This window comes from Methylobacterium sp. B1 (assembly GCF_000333255.1).
In the GTDB taxonomy this organism is placed as follows: Bacteria; Pseudomonadota; Alphaproteobacteria; order Rhizobiales; family Beijerinckiaceae; genus Methylobacterium; species Methylobacterium fujisawaense.
In genome coordinates this window covers 1-16,113 of record NZ_BACT01000879.1, presented here as the reverse complement: position 1 = coordinate 16,113, position 16,113 = coordinate 1, and the positions used below count along the sequence as shown (strand labels likewise).

At 72.3% G+C, this 16,113-nt stretch carries 18 protein-coding genes and 2 pseudogenes; 13 read left to right on the top strand and 7 right to left on the bottom strand.

The genetic code is table 11. The features are described from left to right. Positions 1-250, top strand: a 250-nt coding sequence (locus I53_RS25090; protein ID WP_043355876.1) for an ATP-binding protein, incomplete at its 5' end; no start/stop codon positions are given. Here the strand turns inward: I53_RS25090 and I53_RS31850 are convergent. Then, positions 232-375, bottom strand: a pseudogene (locus tag I53_RS31850) (glutathione S-transferase family protein); the annotation flags it as partial. The gene I53_RS25090 and the pseudogene I53_RS31850 overlap by 19 nt on opposite strands. Positions 376-715: 340 nt before the next feature. Here I53_RS31850 and dusA point away from each other — a divergent pair. Continuing rightward, positions 716-1,735, top strand: a complete 1,020-nt coding sequence (gene dusA / locus I53_RS25085; RefSeq protein ID WP_083936149.1) for a tRNA dihydrouridine(20/20a) synthase DusA — start codon at positions 716-718, stop codon at positions 1,733-1,735. Positions 1,736-1,747: 12 nt separating this feature from the next. On the opposite strand, the gene I53_RS25080 is transcribed toward dusA, so the two are convergent. From I53_RS25080 to cobS, 3 genes are read right to left on the bottom strand one after another with little or no spacing between them, the layout of a single operon-like run. Next, a complete protein-coding gene (locus I53_RS25080; protein ID WP_043355874.1) occupies positions 1,748-2,440 on the bottom strand; it encodes a TIGR02281 family clan AA aspartic protease in 693 nt (230 codons plus the stop codon). Beyond that, complete coding sequence (locus I53_RS25075) at positions 2,437-2,649, bottom strand: DUF1289 domain-containing protein (protein ID WP_043355873.1); 213 nt, start codon at positions 2,647-2,649, stop codon at positions 2,437-2,439. The genes I53_RS25080 and I53_RS25075 overlap by 4 nt, the downstream gene beginning before the upstream one ends. 51 nt (positions 2,650-2,700) lie before the next feature. Beyond that, positions 2,701-3,525, bottom strand: coding sequence for an adenosylcobinamide-GDP ribazoletransferase (gene cobS / locus I53_RS25070; protein WP_043355872.1), 825 nt, complete (start codon positions 3,523-3,525; stop codon positions 2,701-2,703). Between the two features lie 98 nt (positions 3,526-3,623). Here cobS and cobT point away from each other — a divergent pair. After that, a pseudogene (gene cobT / locus I53_RS25065) lies at positions 3,624-4,649 on the top strand (nicotinate-nucleotide--dimethylbenzimidazole phosphoribosyltransferase). Positions 4,650-4,679: 30 nt separating this feature from the next. On the opposite strand, the gene I53_RS25060 reads toward cobT, so the two are convergent. Next, complete coding sequence (locus I53_RS25060) at positions 4,680-6,272, bottom strand: ABC transporter substrate-binding protein (RefSeq protein WP_043355871.1); 1,593 nt, start codon at positions 6,270-6,272, stop codon at positions 4,680-4,682. A 117-nt stretch (positions 6,273-6,389) separates the two neighbouring features. On the opposite strand from I53_RS25060, the gene I53_RS25055 reads away from it, so the two are divergent. From I53_RS25055 to queC, 4 genes are all read left to right on the top strand, one after another. After that, on the top strand, positions 6,390-7,067 hold the full coding sequence (locus tag I53_RS25055; RefSeq protein WP_043355865.1) for a GntR family transcriptional regulator: 678 nt from the start codon (positions 6,390-6,392) through the stop codon (positions 7,065-7,067). A gap of 103 nt (positions 7,068-7,170) precedes the next feature. Then, complete coding sequence (locus tag I53_RS25050) at positions 7,171-8,136, top strand: dihydrodipicolinate synthase family protein (protein WP_043355863.1); 966 nt, start codon at positions 7,171-7,173, stop codon at positions 8,134-8,136. Between the two features lie 136 nt (positions 8,137-8,272). Next, on the top strand, positions 8,273-8,629 hold the full coding sequence (queD, locus tag I53_RS25045) for a 6-carboxytetrahydropterin synthase QueD (RefSeq protein WP_043355857.1): 357 nt from the start codon (positions 8,273-8,275) through the stop codon (positions 8,627-8,629). After that, positions 8,619-9,338 (top strand): 7-cyano-7-deazaguanine synthase QueC, encoded by a 720-nt coding sequence (gene queC / locus I53_RS25040; protein WP_043355856.1) that lies wholly within the window; start codon positions 8,619-8,621, stop codon positions 9,336-9,338. The genes queD and queC overlap by 11 nt, the downstream gene beginning before the upstream one ends. On the opposite strand, the gene I53_RS25035 is transcribed toward queC, so the two are convergent. Beyond that, on the bottom strand, positions 9,325-9,891 hold the full coding sequence (locus tag I53_RS25035) for a TetR/AcrR family transcriptional regulator (RefSeq protein WP_043355855.1): 567 nt from the start codon (positions 9,889-9,891) through the stop codon (positions 9,325-9,327). The two genes, queC and I53_RS25035, sit on opposite strands and share 14 nt — an antisense overlap. A 126-nt stretch (positions 9,892-10,017) precedes the next feature. Between I53_RS25035 and I53_RS25030 the strand changes: the two genes are divergently transcribed. From I53_RS25030 to I53_RS25010, 5 genes are all read left to right on the top strand, one after another. Next, positions 10,018-10,986, top strand: coding sequence for a quinoprotein relay system zinc metallohydrolase 2 (locus I53_RS25030; protein WP_051045069.1), 969 nt, complete (start codon positions 10,018-10,020; stop codon positions 10,984-10,986). Between the two features lie 42 nt (positions 10,987-11,028). Next, positions 11,029-11,868, top strand: coding sequence for a quinoprotein dehydrogenase-associated SoxYZ-like carrier (locus tag I53_RS25025; protein WP_051045068.1), 840 nt, complete (start codon positions 11,029-11,031; stop codon positions 11,866-11,868). Positions 11,869-11,870: 2 nt separating this feature from the next. Next, positions 11,871-12,467, top strand: coding sequence for a rhodanese-like domain-containing protein (locus I53_RS25020; RefSeq protein ID WP_043355854.1), 597 nt, complete (start codon positions 11,871-11,873; stop codon positions 12,465-12,467). Between the two features lie 180 nt (positions 12,468-12,647). Further along, positions 12,648-13,466, top strand: coding sequence for a 3-methyl-2-oxobutanoate hydroxymethyltransferase (panB, locus tag I53_RS25015; protein WP_043355852.1), 819 nt, complete (start codon positions 12,648-12,650; stop codon positions 13,464-13,466). Positions 13,467-13,480: 14 nt separating this feature from the next. Then, positions 13,481-13,762, top strand: a complete 282-nt coding sequence (locus I53_RS25010) for a DUF333 domain-containing protein (RefSeq protein WP_051045067.1) — start codon at positions 13,481-13,483, stop codon at positions 13,760-13,762. Between the two features lie 421 nt (positions 13,763-14,183). Here I53_RS25010 and I53_RS25005 read toward each other — a convergent pair whose 3' ends face one another. Then, positions 14,184-15,179 carry a membrane protein gene (locus I53_RS25005; RefSeq protein ID WP_043355850.1) on the bottom strand — a complete coding sequence of 332 codons (996 nt, stop codon included), beginning with the start codon at positions 15,177-15,179 and terminating at the stop codon, positions 14,184-14,186. 199 nt (positions 15,180-15,378) lie between these two features. On the opposite strand from I53_RS25005, the gene thiE reads away from it, so the two are divergent. Then, positions 15,379-16,089 carry a thiamine phosphate synthase gene (gene thiE / locus I53_RS25000; protein ID WP_043355848.1) on the top strand — a complete coding sequence of 237 codons (711 nt, stop codon included), beginning with the start codon at positions 15,379-15,381 and terminating at the stop codon, positions 16,087-16,089. The last annotated feature ends 24 nt before the right edge of the window (positions 16,090-16,113 follow it).

The window sequence follows — 16,113 nt, the reverse complement described above, 5'->3', positions numbered from 1 at the left end:
CGGGCCGGGCATCCCGCCCGAGCACATCCCGCGGCTCACGGAGCGCTTCTACCGGGTCGACGTCGCGTCGAGCCGCGCCCGCGGGGGCACGGGCCTGGGGCTCGCCATCGTCAAGCACAGCCTCAACCGCCACCGCGGACGCATCGCCATCGAGAGCGCGGTGGGGGAGGGGACCACCGTGCGGGTCAGCCTGCCGGAATACGGCACCGCCGCGCTGCCGCCCCCGGCCGATCAGGCCGGCCCGGCATAGGGGCCGATCCCGAGGCCGTCCTCGACGCGCCCGATCCAGGCGCGGATGGCCCCGTAGCCCGCGAGGTCGAAGCCGCCCTCATGGGCCATGCGGGTGTAGGCGACGAGCGCCACATCGGCGAATGCTCCACGGCGCCGCACCGGCCCATCATCTTCTTTACATTGGAATGATTCCATGCCGGCCGCACATGGGAGCCATGCTTCGGCCCGGTTTTCACCGACATGGTGCGATCGCCGAGGGATTTACTGGCCGGCCGGACCACGCGCCTGACCGAGCGCGCGCCTCACCGAGCCAAAGGCCAGCCGCGACGCCGGCGACGGACTGACCGGCACCGCACGGCGTTTCGCCGGGCGGCCTCCCGTGGTATCCGGCGCCCTCCCGCGCCATCGGCCGGATCCCCGGACGCGCGGCCTCCGGCGGGACGCATGGCGGGCGGGATACGGGTCACAGCACGGATCTGGGAACGTGACGGCGGCTGACGAACGCGGCGCACTGGCGGGATGGCGGTTTTCCGTCGCCCCGATGATGGACTGGACGGACCGGCATTGCCGGGCCTTCCACCGGTCCCTCTCGGCGCGCGCCCGGCTCTACACCGAGATGGTGACCACCGGCGCAGTGCTGCACGGGCCGCGGGAGCGCCTGCTCGGCTTCGCGGATGCCGAGCACCCGGTGGCGGTCCAGCTCGGCGGCTCGGATCCGGCGGAGTTGGCGCAGGCCGCGCGGATCGCCGCGGATTTCGGCTACGACGAGGTCAATCTCAATGTCGGCTGCCCCTCGGACCGGGTGCAGGAGGGCCGCTTCGGCGCCTGCCTGATGCGCGAGCCGGCCCTGGTGGGCGACTGCGTCGCCGCCCTGAAGGCGGCGGTCTCCGTGCCGGTCACGGTGAAGTGCCGGATCGGCGTCGACGACCAGGATCCCGAGGCCGCGCTCGACACCCTGGCCGACGCCGTGGTGGCGGCGGGCGTCGACGGGCTGATCGTCCATGCGCGCAAGGCTTGGCTCCAGGGGCTCTCGCCCAAGGAGAACCGGGACGTGCCGCCTCTCGATTACGGACGCGCGGCCCGGCTGAAGCAGCGGCTGCCCGGCCTGCCGATCGCGGTCAATGGCGGCCTGCGCGACCTGGACGCCGCGCGGGCGCGGCTCGCCGAGGTCGACGGCGTGATGGTCGGCCGCGCCGCCTATACCGAGCCGGCGCTGCTGCTCGGTGTCGATCCCGACCTGTTCGGCGTGCCGGCACCGGCCCCCGACGCTTTCGCGGCGATCGCGACATTCGAGCCCTATATCGCAGCGGCCCTGGCCCGGGGCGAACGGCTGCACGCGGTGACCCGGCACATGCTCGGTCTGTTCAACGGCCGGCCGGGGGCGCGGGCCTACCGGCGCCATCTCTCGACCCACGGCATGCGCCCGGAGGCGGACCTCGCGACCCTGCGGGAGGCGGTGGCGCTGGTCTCCCGCGCGGCGCCCGAAGAAGCCCGCGCGGCCTGAGCGGCGGCCCGGTCAGGGACGCCGCAGGATCAGGCGGTCGCCCCGCACCTCGTAGCCGGACAGCCGCGACAGGAAGGTCTGGCCGAGGAGGTTCGCGGAGAGCGCGCCGGGCTTGGCCACCATGGCGTTGACCCGCCGCTCGGTGATCGTGCCGACGCTGAGCGAGTCGAGCTGGGTCGGCGCCGCGTAGGTGATGCCGTTGGCGGTGGAGACGCGGGCGGTGAAATCGGCGGGCGCGGGGGTGAGGCCGAGGGCGGCGGCGTTCTCGGCGGTGAGCACGACGCTGCTCGCCCCGGTGTCGAACAGGAAGGGCTGCACCCGGCCGTTCACCTCGGCGTCGACGCGGAAATCTCCGTCCGCCCGCCGGGTGACGGTGACGGACCCGTCGGCGCCCGGGGTCGCGCTCCCCGGCCGGAGATCGCCGAGCACCCGGGCGCCGACATCCTGGATCCGGTCGCGGTAGCTATAGCCGATCACGAGGGCGAGGCCGATCAGCCCCCAGGCCAGGAGCGCCTGCAGGTTTGCGCCGAGGCGCGCCGTAAATTGCCGCCAGAATCCGGCCACCACCAGGAGCAGGATCGTGCCGGTCCAGGCGAGGTTGGCGAGCTGATCGGGCCCGATCACGCCGCCGACGCTGTCGCTGCCGTCGCTGAGGACCAGGGCGACGGCCACCAGGGCGAGGGCGGCGAGGCCGAGATAGATCATGACGGCAGCGGCGCTTCCAGAGGCGTGAGGCCGGCGGCCCGCATCCGGGCTTCGAGCCCCGCCATGACGGTGCGGCGCTGCACCTCCGACAGCGCCCCCCAGACGGCGATCTCGTCGCGGGTCCGCCCGCAGCCGCAGCACAATCCGGTCGGGGCGTCGAGCACGCAGACCTTGGTGCAGGGCGAGGAGGGTTTTGGCGCGGGCGGCATCGGGAAACCTTGGGCGGGGGATCGTGGCCGGGTCAAGACGCGTTGGCGTCCTCACTCCGCCCAAGCCGCCACCAGGGCCAGCAGCGCGGCGATCTCCGCGACCTGCTGGCAGGCGCCGATCACGTCCCCGGTCTGCCCCCCGATCCTGGCGCGGGCGAGCCGGGTCAGGGCCAAAGCCGCGAGGCCGGCGCACAGGATCATCGACACGACGCCGCCGAACGGCAGGCCGAGCGGCACGGCGCCGAGGGCCAGCACCGCACCGAGGCCGAGGGCGGTGGCGAGGCTCGCCCGGTCCGGGCGGCCCACCGCGGCGGCGAGCCCGCCGGGCCGGGCCGGCTCCAGCAGCACCATCGGGGCGAGGGCGGCGACCCGCGACAGGGCGGCGGCCAGGATCAGGCCGGTGACGGCGGCGTACCCGGTCCGGTCGAGGAGCGTGGCCAGGGCGCCGATCCGCAGGGCCAGGGCCAGGACCAGGGCCGCGCCCCCGTAGGCGCCGATCCGGCTGTCGCGCATGATCTCCAGGCGGCGCTCCCGGGTGGTGCCGCCGCCGAACCCGTCGGCGACGTCGGCGAGCCCGTCCTCGTGCAGGGCGCCCGTGGCCACCACCAGTACGGCGATGGCGAGCGTCGCGGCCAGGAACGGCCCGAGCCCGATCCACCAGCCGCCGGCCAGGACCAGGGCCGCGGGCAGGGCCAGGATCAGGCCGGCCAGCGGCAGCATCCGGGGCAGGGTGGTGAAGTCGGGGCTGCGATGCGGGTCCGGCTCTCCGGGCAGTTGCGGCACCGGCAGGCGGGAGTAGAAGCGCAGGCACCCGGCGAGGTCGTAGAGGGCGCCGCGCCCGGGCCAGTCGGCCTCCCCGCCGGTCTGCCTGTTCATCGCGGTCTCTCGCATCCGCCCGCCACCGCGCGCCGGTCCATTATAGTCTCCCCGTCCGGGGGCGCCCACAGGAAATCATCGCCGCCATGACCGACCCGATGACCGCTCCCGAACCCGGTCCCTTCGACGACATCCGCAACCTGCTGAAGGCGATGCCGGGCCCCGACGCGGAGGCGAAGGCCGCGGTCGCCGCCCGGGACGCGACCCTGACGAAGCCCGCGGGCTCGCTGGGCGGCTGAGAAGCCTCGTGACGTGCTGCCGGCATGCCAAGTAAAGCGCCCCCGAGCTTCGACCGGCCGCTGGTCTGCGTCTTCGCCGGCAGCCACGGGGTCACGCGCCGCGGCGTCTCGGCCTTCCCGGACGCGGTCACCCGGCAGATGCTCGACAATTTCGCCGCCGGGGGCGGGGCGATCAACCAGATCTGCGCGGCCTACGGCTTCGGCTTCAAGGTGTTCGACCTCGCCCTCGACATGCCCACCGGCGACATCACGGAAGCGCCGGCCCTCGACGAGCGCGCCACGGTGGCCACCATGGCGTTCGGCATGGAGGCGGTGGCCGCCGGTACCGACTGCCTCGGCATCGGCGAGATGGGCATCGGCAACACCACCGTGGCGGCCGCCCTCTACGCCGCCCTGTTCGGCGGCGATCCCGCCCACTGGGTCGGGCGCGGCACCGGCGTCGACCGGGACGGCCTGTCCCGGAAGGTCGCGGCCGTGGAGGCGGCGCTCGCCCACCATGCCGGCCATCTCGACGACCCGCTCCAGGTCCTGGCGCGCCTCGGCGGCCGGGAGATCGCCGCCATGGCGGGGGCGATCCTGGCCGCCAGGCTCCAGCGCATCCCGGTGGTGATCGACGGCTACGTGGCCACCGCCGCCGCGGCCGTGCTCCACGCCGCCGACCCGAGCGCCCTCGACCATTGCCTCGCCGGCCACGTCTCGGCGGAGGGCGTCCACGCCGAGGTGCTGGAGCGGCTCGGTCTGGTGCCGCTGTTGGCGCTCGGCATGCGCCTCGGCGAGGCCTCGGGCGCCGGCATGGCGATGGGCCTGCTGAAGGGCGCGCTCGCCTGCCACACCGGCATGGCGACCTTCGCGCAGGCCGGTGTGTCCGAGAAAGAGGCGGGCTAGGACCGCCGCGGGCGCTCCGACCCTCCAGGCTCAGGCGGTCTTCTCGATGTTCCAGAAGAACTGCACGGGCGCCATCACCATGCCCTTGAGCTTCGAACTCACGGCCATCGGCTGCTGCACGAGGCCCGCAGGGGCGTAGGGCACGACCGCGAAGGCGCGCTCCTCGATGCGGGCGGCCAGCGCCTTCTGCTGCGCCTCGTCGCTCGTGGCGATCCACTCGCTGCGCAGGGTCTCGAGCGTCGGGTCGTCCGGCCAGCCGAACCACGCGGCCTGACCGTTGGCCCGGATCAGCGGGTGGAGCGCCGGGTTCAGGACGTCGGCCCCCGACCAGAGCGTGTGGAACAGCGACCAGCCGCCGGCATCGACCGGCCCGCGGTTGCCGCGGCGGGCGATGAAGCTGCCCCAGTCGGTGGAGACCAGATCGACAGTCATCCCGAGCTGCTTGAGCAGATCCTGGGTCACGAGCGACTGGTTGTAGGCGATCGGCTGGTCGGCCGGGGCCAGCAGCACCACGCGCTCGCCCTTGTAGCCGGCCTTGGCCAGCATCGCCTTGGCCTTGGCGAGGTCCCCCTGCATGGCGGCGGCCCCGCCGGCACCGGTCGACATCGGCGAGCCCGGCGTGAAGAAGGTCTTGGCCTCCCGGTAGTATTCGGGGCTGCCGACCACCGCCTGCATGTAGTCGTCCTGCTGCATGGCCATCATCACGGCCCGGCGGATCTCGGGATTGTTGAACGGCGGCTGCGTGTGGTTGAACCGCATCAGCAGGATCAGCCCGAGCGGGACGTTGCGGATCTCGATCCCGGGCTTGCCCTTCAGGACGGGGATCAGGTCGATCGCCGGCTGCTCGTACCAGTCCACCGCCCCCTGGATCATCGCGCCCACCGCCGCCGAGGCCTCGGTGATGGCCAGCCACTCGATCCGGTCGACCTTGGCGACCTTGCCGCCGGCCGCCCAGGAGGGCGCCTCCTCGCGGGGCCGGTAGCCGGCGTGGCGGGTGTAGATCGCGTTCTGGCCGGGAATCCATTCCCGCGCCTCGAACCGCCAGGGCCCGGACCCCATGGCGTCGGCGATCGGCTTGGACGCGTCCTGAAGGGCGATGCGCTCCGGCATGATGAAGGGCACGTTGGAGGACAGCTTGCCCAACGCCGCCGGGAGCAGGGGGAAGGGCTGCTTCAGGCTGATCGTGAAGGTCCGGGCGTCCTCCTGGCCGTATTCCGCCACGAATCCCGCCAGGGTCTGACCGAAGGCGTCGCGCTTGGACCAGCGCGCGATGGACGCGATGCAGTCCTTGGCCTCGACGGGGGAGCCGTCATGGAAGGTGAGGCCGTCGCGGAGATGGAAGGTCCAGCGCAGGCCGTCGGGCGCGGTCTGCCACTCGCGGACCATCTGCGGCTGGATCCGGAAATTCTCGTCGGTGGCGAACAGCGTGTCGTAGACGAGATAGCCGTGGTTGCGGATGACGTAGCTCGTGGCGACGATCGGATCGAGGGACGGCAGGGGCGTCGACGGGATGAAGCGCAGCACGCTGCCGCCGCCGGGCTGGGCCCGGACCAGGTGCGGGAGGCCGAGGCCGGCGGCCGCGCCTGCGGTTCCGGCCAGAAGCTGGCGACGGGAGAGCTTCATCGCGGGCACCCTTGTCCTGATCGAGCCCGTTGCCCGATTGATTTTATACAATTTCAACACCGGAGCTCCGCCGTCAAGGGTCCTGCGGAGCTCCCGGGGGCGACCGGGAGCGAGACGATGAAGAACCGGACCATCGCGGGTTCGATCGGGACCGAGATCCGGCGACGCATCCTCGACGGGCGCTATCCGGCCGGCTCGCAGCTCCGCCAGGACGGCCTCGCGGCGGAGTTCGGGGCCAGCCGGATCCCGGTGCGGGAAGCCCTGTTCCAGCTCGAGGCCGAGGGCCTCGTGCGGATCCTGCCCCATCGCGGCGCCATGGTGGCGCCGCTCTCGCCGGCGGACGCGGCCGAGGCCCTGGAACTCCGGGGCGCCCTCGAGCCCCGCCTCCTGTCCCTGTCGGCGCCCAACCTGACCGCCGACGATTACGCCCGGGCCGACGCCCTGCTGGAGGATTACGCCGCGGCGTTGCGCGACGGCGCGACGGCGCGCTGGGGCGCCCTCAACACGGAGCTGCACCTCCTCCTCTACAGCCGGGCCGAGCGGCCCCGCGCCCTCGCTCTCGTCGGCTCCCTCCTGGCCGAGTGCGACCGCTACACGCGCCTGCAGCTCTCGACGGACAATGCCGAGCTGGAACGGGCCGACCGCGAGCACCGCGAGATCGTCCGGCTCTGCCGCAACGGCCATGTCTCAGCGGCTTGCGCCCTCCTGACCGACCATATCGACCACGTCGCGTCCGCGCTGATGGCCTTCCTGGGCGACGCCTCGGCGACCCCCACCAAGCGCGAGATTGTATAAAATCCTTGCCAGAATCGCGCGTCGCTGCCATGGAGAGGGGCGCCACCCCGCGAGGCCCGACAGGCCGGCCGGGGCGATTCTCCTCCCAGCAGACGAGCCGGCGATGGCCTTCGACCGACACATCTTCTCCGGCACGATCCCGGCCCTGATGACCCCCTGCCGGCCGGACCGGACACCCGATCTCGACGCCCTGGCGCGGAAGGGGAAGGACCTCGTCGCCGCGGGGATGTCGGCGGTGGTCTATTGCGGCTCGATGGGTGACTGGCCGCTGCTCACCGACGAGGAGCGGATGGCGGGCGTCGAGCGGCTGCTGGCGGCCGGCGTCCCGGTCATCGTCGGGACCGGGGCCCAGAACCCGAAGCGGGCGGCGGCGCTCGCCGCCCACGCCAAGGCGGCCGGCGCCCAGGGCCTGATGATCATCCCGCGGGTCCTGTCGCGGGGGAGCGCGGCCGCGGCGCAGGAAGCCCATTTCTCCGGCATCCTCGAGGCGGCGGTCGACCTGCCGTCGGTGATCTACAACAGCCCCTATTACGGGTTCGAGACCCGGGCGGACCTGTTCTTCCGCCTGCGCACCCGGTATCCGCACCTCGTCGGCTTCAAGGAGTTCGGCGGCGCGGCCTCGCTCACCTACGCGGCCGAGCACATCACCGGCCAGTCGCCCGACATCACCCTGATGGTCGGGGTGGATACGCAGGTGGTGCACGGCTACGTCAATTGCGGCGCCCGGGGCGCCATCACGGGCATCGGCAACGTCCTGCCGCGGGAGGTCCTCCACCTCGTCGCCCTGTGCGAGAAGGCCGCCGCGGGCGACGTCCAGGCCCGCCGCCGGGCGGAGGAGCTCGACGCCGCACTGGCGATCCTGTCGAGCTTCGACGAGGGGCCGGACCTCGTCCTGTACTACAAGCACCTGATGGTGCTGGAAGGAAACCCGGAATACGCCCTCCACTTCAACGCCACCGACGCGCTGAGCGCCGGCCAGCGCCACTACGCGGAGACGCAGCTGCGCCTGTTCAAGGCCTGGTACGCCCGGTGGTCGGAAGAGGCCGCGGAGGACCGCCCCCGGGCCTGACCCTGCACCGGGGCGGCCCTCCTCGGCCATCGGGGGAGGGGCGGGCGGCACGCCCCGGAACAGCCAGCCTTTGCGCGAAACGGTCCGTCGGCGCTATTGCGGGTGCGAGATCGGTCCCAGCCCGCGAACCCCGCCCATGAAGATCACCCAAGCCTTCACCTTCGAGGCGGCCCACCGGCTGCCGAACGTGCCCGAGACCCACCGCTGCCACCGGATGCACGGGCATTCCTACCGGGTCGAGCTGACGGTGGCCGGTCCGGTCGATGCCCACACCGGCTGGGTGATCGACTTCTACGACATCGAGTCGATCTTCGGGCCGCTGCTCGCCCGGCTCGACCACCATTGCCTCAACGAGATCGAGGGGCTGGAGAACCCGACCGCCGAGAACATCGCGGCCTGGATCTGGCAGCGCCTCCGGCCGGACCTGCCGAGCCTCGCGCTGGTGCGGGTCGCCGAGACCCCGATGTCCTGGGCCGAGTACGATGGCGAGTGAGGCCGCGCCTTCGGGGGACCGCGCCGCGCTGGTGCTGTTCTCCGGCGGCCAGGATTCGGCCACCTGCCTCGCCTGGGCGCTGGACCGGTTCGACCATGTCGAGACCCTCGGCTTCGATTACGGACAGCGCCACCGGGTCGAGCTCGACCGCCGCGCCGCCCTGCGGGCGGGCACGACGGACCTCAATCCCGACTGGGCGCCCCGCCTCGGGGCGGACCACACGCTCGCCCTCGACGCCCTCGGGCAGGTGTCCGAGACGGCACTCACCCGGGAGGCCGCGATCGGCTACGAGGCGTCGGGCCTGCCCAACACCTTCGTGCCCGGCCGCAACCTCGTCTTCCTGACCTTCGCGGCGGCGCTCGCCTACCGGCGGGGCCTCCGGCACGTGGTCGGCGGGATGTGCGAGACCGACTATTCCGGCTACCCGGACTGCCGCGACGACACGATCAAGGCCCTGCAGGTGGCGCTCAATCTCGGCATGGAGCGGCGCTTCGTCCTGCACACGCCGCTGATGTGGCTCGACAAGGCGCAGACCTGGGAACTGGCCGAGACGTTGGGGGGCCGAGCGTTGGTCGACCTGATCGTCGAGGAGAGCCACACCTGCTACCTCGGCGAGCGCGGGCAGCGGCATCCCTGGGGCTACGGCTGCGGGACCTGCCCGGCCTGCCGCCTCCGGGCGGACGGCTACGCGCGGTTCACTGCGGCCTGAGCCCGTCCACCAGCACCGCCAGCGTCCCCCGGAAGGCCGCCGGGCTCGCGAACAGGCGCTCCATCAGGAGCGCCCCCTCCAAGGTGGCGACGACGTAGCGGGCGAGCGCCGCCGGATCCGCGCCGCCGCGGACGCTCCCGTCCGCCTGCCCCTCCCGCAGGATCGCCTCCAGCCACGCGAGGTGATCCGCGAAGAAGGCCGCGATGTCCCGGCGCAGGCGCTCGGGCAGGGCCTCGCCCTCGATGGCGAGCGCCGCGCACAGGCAGCCGAGCCCCTGCTCGACACCGCCGAGATAGAGCCGGCCATAGGCCTCGACCCGGCCCGGCCCGTCCGGGACGTCCCGGCGGATCGCCTCCAGGGCGGCGGCGTAGCGCGCCGCATAGGCCGCCACCAGGGCGGCGCCGAGATCGATCTTGGTGGGGAAGTGGTGGTGGATGCTCGCCTTGCGGATGCCCACCGCCGCCGCGAGGTCGGCGTAGCTGAAGCCGGCATAGCCGCGTCCCCGCACCAGGGTCTCGGCCTGAATCAGCAGCTCGGCGCGGGTATCCCTCATCGCGGCGATCGTCGCTCCGGCTCACGCGAATGTGGGGCCGGCCGCGATCCCGATCCCGGCCCACCCCTTGACGGAGGAGCAATCTACCTACTTAATGGTAGACAATCAAGATCGGGAGGTTTCGGCATGACGGCATCCGCCGTCCATCCGAGGACGTTCGCCGCCGGCGCCGGGCTGACGCGGCGGCACGCGCTCTTCGCGGGACTCTGCCTGTGCTGCCTGCCGACGCTGGGCCGCGCCGCCGAGAGCTTCACGATGGAGGAGGTCGGCCCGGGCGTGTTCGTGCGCAAGGGCCTGATCGCCGACGCAACCTCCGACAATGCGGACGCCATCGCCAATATCGGCTTCCTCGTCGGCAAGAGCGGCGTGCTGGTGACGGAATCCGGCGGCAGCCTCGCGGACGGCCAGTGGCTGCGCGCCGAGATCGTCAAGCGCACGCAGAAGCCGATCACCCACGTCGTGCTGACCCATGTCCATCCCGACCACGTCTTCGGCGCGGGGGCGTTCGTCCAGGACAAGCCGGTCTTCATCGGCCACGCCAAGCTCACCGAGGCGCTCTCGGCCCGGGGCGAGTTCTACCGCAAGCGCCTGATCGATCTCCTGGGCGAGGACCGGACCGGGCCGGTGGTCTACCCGACGATGAGCGTGGCCGACACGGCCGAGATCGACCTCGGCGACCGGCGCCTGACCTTCACGGCGCACGGGCCGGCGCACACCACCTCGGACCTGTCGATGATCGATTCCGGCAGCGGCCTGCTGTTCCCCGCCGACCTGCTGTTCGTGAACCGGATCCCGTCCCTCGACGGCAGCCTCAAGGGCTGGCTGAGCGAGATCGAGCGCCTGAAGGCCATGGGCGCCTCACGGGCGGTGCCGGGCCACGGCCCCGTCGCGGTGGATCTCGACCCGGCGCTGTCCGACCTTACCGGCTACCTGACCGCCCTCCGCGACGGGACCCGGGCTGCGATCGCCAAGGACGTTCCCATCGAGAAGGCGGTGACGCGCGTCGCCGCGGACCAGCGGGACCAGTGGGCGCTGTTCGAGACCTACAACGGCCGCAACGTCACCGTGGCCTATCAGGAACTCGAGTGGGAATAGGATTTTCGGTTCCCCATATCGGATGACAACGGGAGGCACGCCATGACCCACCGGATCGGAAAGACCCTCTCCACCCTCGCCCTCGGCGCCGCCCTGGCGGCGACCGCCCTGTCCGGCCCCCTCGTCCACGCTGCGCAGGCGGCGGGCGCCTCCGATACCGATCAGGAGCGGGCGGCCCGCTGGCAGGAGATCGCCAAGTCGATCTTCGGCGACCGCCAGATCGCCCAGACCGACAGCCTCGTGAAGATCGACGCCCCCGCCCGGGCGCTCGACGCCGCCCTGGTGCCGATCACCCTGACCATGCCCAACGACGGGCAGATCAAGGCGGTCTCGCTGATCATCGACGACAACCCGGCGCCCTACGCGGCCAAGTTCGAGTTCGGACCGGCCGCCGACCCGGCCGAGTTGAAGCTGCGCGTGCGGGTCAACAACTACACCGACATGCACGCCGTGGTGGAGACGCAGGACGGCAAGCTCTACGAGGCCAAGCAGTTCGTGAAGGCGTCCGGCGGCTGTTCGGCCCCGATGGGCATGAGCGACGAGGAGGCCATGAAGGGCATGGGCGACATGCGCATGAAGTTCGCCGAGACCCAGCCCGGCAAGCCCGTGGAGGCGACGCTGATGATCCGCCACCCGAATTTCTCGGGCATGCAGATGAACCAGGTGACCCGCGACTACACGCCGGCGCGCTACATCGACAAGCTCACCGTCTCGGCGGGCGACCGGACGGTCTTCACCATGACGGGCGACATCTCCATCGCCTCGAACCCGGTGATCAACTTCGCCTTCAAGCCGGACGGCAAGCCGATCCAGGTGGCGGCTTCCGACAACCAGGGCGGGCGCTGGCAGCACAGCTTCACCCCGCCGGGCCCGACGAACTGACCATGCGGCGCCTCCTCCTGACCGGCCGGGCCGCTGCGGCCTGTGCCGCACTCCTCTGCCTCGCCGCCGCGCCGGCCGATTCGCCGGTCAACGTCCCCGAGCCGGAGGGGCTCTATGCCGGCCCGCCGAAGGGCTACACGCCACAGACCCTGAAAGGGGCGACGGTGGTCGATGCCGACGCCGTCGCGGCCCTGATGGCGGGCCCCGACAAGCCGGTGCTGATCGACGTGGCGGCCCCGGACCGCAAACCGTCGAACTTCCCGGAGGGACGGTTGTGGCTTCCGGTGCATCCCTCGATCCCGGGGGCCGTCTGGATGCCGGAGGCCGGCGCCGAGCCCCTGGCGCCCGCGCGCGAGGCGCTGTTCTACGACCGGGTCGCCGCGCTGACGGGCGGCGACAAGGCCCGCCCGGTGGTGGTGTTCTGCCACGTGGAGTGCTGGGGCAGCTGGAACGCCGCCAAGCGCCTCATCCTGAAGGGCTATACCGGCGTGCGCTGGTTCCCCCAGGGCGTCGAGGGCTGGCAGGAGACGCACGAGACCGCGAACCTGCAGGTCGATCCGGCCTGGAAGGCGGGCGCCGAGCCACAGGCGGGGCGCTGACCCGCGGCGCCGGGCGGTGTAAGAGGGACGCATGAAACGGGACGCGCCCCCTCTCCCGAGCGGGAGAGGGTTGGGGTGAGGGAACAGGTCTTTCCGGACGTGTCACCCCCTCATCCTGTCCCACTCCCGCACGGGAGAGGGGACCGGCGCTTGCCCTCGGTGCCGGAAGGGATCTGAATCATGTCGCAGGTCGTGCAGTCCCGACGGCTCCGGGCGATCGATATCGGCAAGCGCAAGGCCGAGGGGCGCAAGATCACCGCGCTGACCGCCTACCACGCCCACACGGCCGGCATCGTCGATCCCTATTGCGACTTCATCCTCGTGGGCGATTCCCTCGGCATGGTCATGCACGGGATGGAATCGACGATCCCCGTGACCCTGGAGATGATGATCCTCCAGGCCCAGGCGGTGATCCGCGGCACCGAGAAGGCGCTCGTCGTGGTCGACATGCCGTTCGGCTCCTACGAGGCCAGCCGGGAACAGGCGTTCCTCAACGCGTCCCGGGTGCTGAAAGAGACGGGCGCGGGCGCGATCAAGATGGAGGGCGGAGCCCATTTCGCCGAGACGGTGGCGTTCCTGGTCCAGCGCGGCGTACCGGTGATGGGGCATATCGGCCTCACCCCGCAGGCTGTGAACACGATGGGCGGCTTCAAGGTCCAGGGCCGGGGGCCCGACGACGAGCGCCGCCTTCTGGAGGATGCCCGCGCCATCTCCGAGGCCGGCGCCTTCGCGATCGTGCTGGAGGGCATCGTCGAGCCGGTGGCTCGCGCCATCGCGACCTCGCCCCGGGTGACGGCCGCCACGATCGGCATCGGCGCCTCCGCGGTCTGCGACGGCCAGATCCTCGTGCTGGAGGACATGCTCGGCCTGTCCGAGCGGACGCCGAAATTCGTGCGCCAGTTCGGCAGCCTGCGCAACCATATCGAGGAGGCCGTGAAAGCCTACGCGGAGGAGGTCCGGGCCGGGCGGTTCCCGGCCGACGACCACACCTACGGGTAGGGCAGGGGCGGCCGATGTCCCCTCCGATCCTGCCGTCGGGCGGTCGCGCCGAGAGGCTCGTCATCGCCTTCGCGCTGTGCGCCGCCATCGCCCGACCGGGACCGGCGCAGGCGCTGGAAAACCCGGCCTCCGCCTTCTGCGCAACGATGGGGGGACGGTCGCTCATCGCGAAGCTGCCGGATGGGGGCGCGATCGGGCTCTGCTCCCTGCCGGGCAACAAGATCGTCGAGGAATGGACGCTCTACCGGATGCTCCATGGCGTGAAGCCCCCGGCCGACGACAACCCGTTCCGATAGCCCGGCCACGCGCGGGCGCATGCGAATCCCGAACGCGCCGCGCCCGTTCGAGGATGCCGTGACGGCCGGCGCGGGCGCGGTCTGTACCGGCCGACGACCACACCTGCGGTGAGAATCCGAAACGGGGCGACCAACGCTGGACCAGCGCGTACGGTCGCCACGGCCTCGCCTGGAGCCATGCCGGCGCCTTCAGCACCGGCGCGCAGATCCTCGTGTCGCTCCATCCGGAGGCCGGTTTCCACACCCTCGTCCTGACGAACGCCATCCCGTCCGGCCTGCCGGAGGGGCGCACCGACAGCTTCGCCGACCGCGTCTTCGACGGCCGGGCCGGCCAGGACAGGCTGAAGGCCTGGGGGACCTACGGCGCACCGCCGGCCCGGGCCTCGGCATCCTGGCGCGACGGTAGGATCGATCCCGTTCGTCAGCCCACCCGCCGCGACGGCAGCCGCAACCCCGGGGCGGGCCGCTCCAGCAGCACCTCCCGGCGGAAGCGCACGAGCCGCGCCGGCCGGCCGGCGGCGCCGCTGGTGACGCTCTCGGTCTCCTCCACCAGTCCCTGCTGCGCCACGAGACGGCGGAAATTCTGCTTGTGCAGCTGCGTCCCCGACAGGGCCTCCACGGTGCGCTGGAGCTGGAGCAGGGTGAATTCCGGCGGCATCAGCTCGAACACCACCGGGCGATACTTGATCTTGCCCCGGAGCCGGCCGATCGCGGTGGCGAGCACCCGCCGGTGGTCGAAGGCCATGGGAACGCCGGTCGGGTCGTTCGGGAGGGCCGGACCGGGATTGCCCTTCGCCTCCGGGATCAGACCGGCCTCGAACAGCAACTCGTAGCGCTCCAGGACACGCTCTTCGTTCCACGTGCCGCCGTTCATGCCGAAGGTCAGGCCGAGGCGGTCCAGGCGGCGGGTCCGGGTAGCGCATTCCTCGGGCTCGGACGCCCAGGCGGCGAGCCGCGCCTCGATGGCGTCGAGCTGGCGGGGGCGCCCCTGGCGGAAATCCTCGTAGGGCAGGTAGCGGTACCAGTTCTGCCACGCGGCCTCGGCCAAGCCGGCCGGCCGCTCCTCGCGAACGAGCGCCAGATAGGCCACCGAGAGCGAATGCACGCCGGACAGGTTCGCCGTGCCGGAGCGGTCCCGGTCGCCGAAGGTGTAGAGCTGCTCCACGTAGCCCAGACGCTGGTGCGTCTGCCGCTCCACCCAGGCGCGCAGGCCCCGTTCCAGGGTCGCGTGCTCAGGGACCAGCGGGCCGGCCGGCAGGCCGTCGCCCCGGCCCGGTGCCTGGTCGGGCACGCGGATCGTCAGGGCGCGCGGCTCCCCCTTGGTCGCGGCGACGATCACCGCGACGAGGCCTACGGAGGAGCGCTCCGGCGAGGCCTGCGCCCCCCGCGCATCCGTCTGCGCCGCGGCACCCTTCATCGTTCCTCGACCGCCTCTCCCCCGGGACGCGCCGGAGCGGATCTTACCTATAGGGGGACAGGATCGCCGCGCGTCAACGCCGCTGTCGGACGGAGCGGCCCCGTGCGCTTGCCAACGCGCCGATGCCTGCCCAAACAGGGAGGGACCGGCGCGGACGCCGCCGGGGCGGTTCTGCCGGAACGAGGATAAAGCGACAGCGATGCCAGCCAGCGCCAGCGCCGCATCGACCGGGAGACAGGCGGTCGACCTGCGACTCTACGGCCTCCTCGACGTCGGCGTCTGCGGCGCCGACGGGGCGCGGCTGGCTGAACTCGGCGCCGAAGCGGTGGCCGGGGGCTGCACCCTGCTCCAGTACCGCGAGAAGGACATCGCCGATGCCCGCGCCGCCCTGGGGCGGCTCCGGGCGATCCTGGAAGCCGTGGGCGGCCGGGTCCCGGTCCTCGTCAACGACCGCGTCGACCTCGCCCTCGCCGCAGGCGCGGACGGGGTGCATCTCGGCCAGAGCGACCTCCATCCGGCGGATGCCCGCCGCCTCCTGGGGGAGGGCGCGATCATCGGTCTCACCCTCAAGAAGGCCGCCCAGGCGGACGAGCTGTACCGGCTTCCCGTCGACTACGCCTGCATCGGCGGCGTGTTCGCCACCACCAGCAAGGACAATCCCGACCCGCCCGTGGGCCTCGACGGCTTTGCCAGCATCGCCTTCCGCGCCCGCCTCGCCCGCGGGGCGGACCTGCCGCTCGGCGCCATCGCGGGGATCGGCCTGGAGAACGCCGCCGCGGTGATCGCCGCGGGGGCGGACGGCGTCGCGGTGATCACCGCCCTGTTCGGCGCGGACTCGGTGCGCCAGCGCGCCCGCGACCTGCGCGCGCGGATCGACGCCGCCCTGGCGGAGCGGGCGGCCTCGCGATGAGCGACCCCGCGCCCATCGCGGTGA

Excerpts from the sequence above, each read along its gene's own strand:
- panB (WP_043355852.1), top strand. The coding sequence starts at position 12,648 with ATGTCGCAGGTCGTGCAGTCCCGACGGCTCCGGGCGATCGATATCGGC.
- thiE (WP_043355848.1), top strand. The coding sequence starts at position 15,379 with ATGCCAGCCAGCGCCAGCGCCGCATCGACCGGGAGACAGGCGGTCGAC.
- I53_RS25080 (WP_043355874.1), bottom strand. The coding sequence starts at position 2,440 with ATGATCTATCTCGGCCTCGCCGCCCTCGCCCTGGTGGCCGTCGCCCTG.
- I53_RS25005 (WP_043355850.1), bottom strand. The coding sequence starts at position 15,179 with ATGAAGGGTGCCGCGGCGCAGACGGATGCGCGGGGGGCGCAGGCCTCG.
- I53_RS25035 (WP_043355855.1), bottom strand. The coding sequence starts at position 9,891 with ATGAGGGATACCCGCGCCGAGCTGCTGATTCAGGCCGAGACCCTGGTG.
- queD (WP_043355857.1), top strand. The coding sequence starts at position 8,273 with ATGAAGATCACCCAAGCCTTCACCTTCGAGGCGGCCCACCGGCTGCCG.
- I53_RS25050 (WP_043355863.1), top strand. The coding sequence starts at position 7,171 with ATGGCCTTCGACCGACACATCTTCTCCGGCACGATCCCGGCCCTGATG.
- I53_RS25010 (WP_051045067.1), top strand. The coding sequence starts at position 13,481 with ATGTCCCCTCCGATCCTGCCGTCGGGCGGTCGCGCCGAGAGGCTCGTC.
- I53_RS25025 (WP_051045068.1), top strand. The coding sequence starts at position 11,029 with ATGACCCACCGGATCGGAAAGACCCTCTCCACCCTCGCCCTCGGCGCC.
- I53_RS25030 (WP_051045069.1), top strand. The coding sequence starts at position 10,018 with ATGACGGCATCCGCCGTCCATCCGAGGACGTTCGCCGCCGGCGCCGGG.
- I53_RS25075 (WP_043355873.1), bottom strand. The coding sequence starts at position 2,649 with ATGCCGCCCGCGCCAAAACCCTCCTCGCCCTGCACCAAGGTCTGCGTG.
- queC (WP_043355856.1), top strand. The coding sequence starts at position 8,619 with ATGGCGAGTGAGGCCGCGCCTTCGGGGGACCGCGCCGCGCTGGTGCTG.
- I53_RS25020 (WP_043355854.1), top strand. The coding sequence starts at position 11,871 with ATGCGGCGCCTCCTCCTGACCGGCCGGGCCGCTGCGGCCTGTGCCGCA.
- I53_RS25060 (WP_043355871.1), bottom strand. The coding sequence starts at position 6,272 with ATGAAGCTCTCCCGTCGCCAGCTTCTGGCCGGAACCGCAGGCGCGGCC.
- I53_RS25055 (WP_043355865.1), top strand. The coding sequence starts at position 6,390 with ATGAAGAACCGGACCATCGCGGGTTCGATCGGGACCGAGATCCGGCGA.
- cobS (WP_043355872.1), bottom strand. The coding sequence starts at position 3,525 with ATGAACAGGCAGACCGGCGGGGAGGCCGACTGGCCCGGGCGCGGCGCC.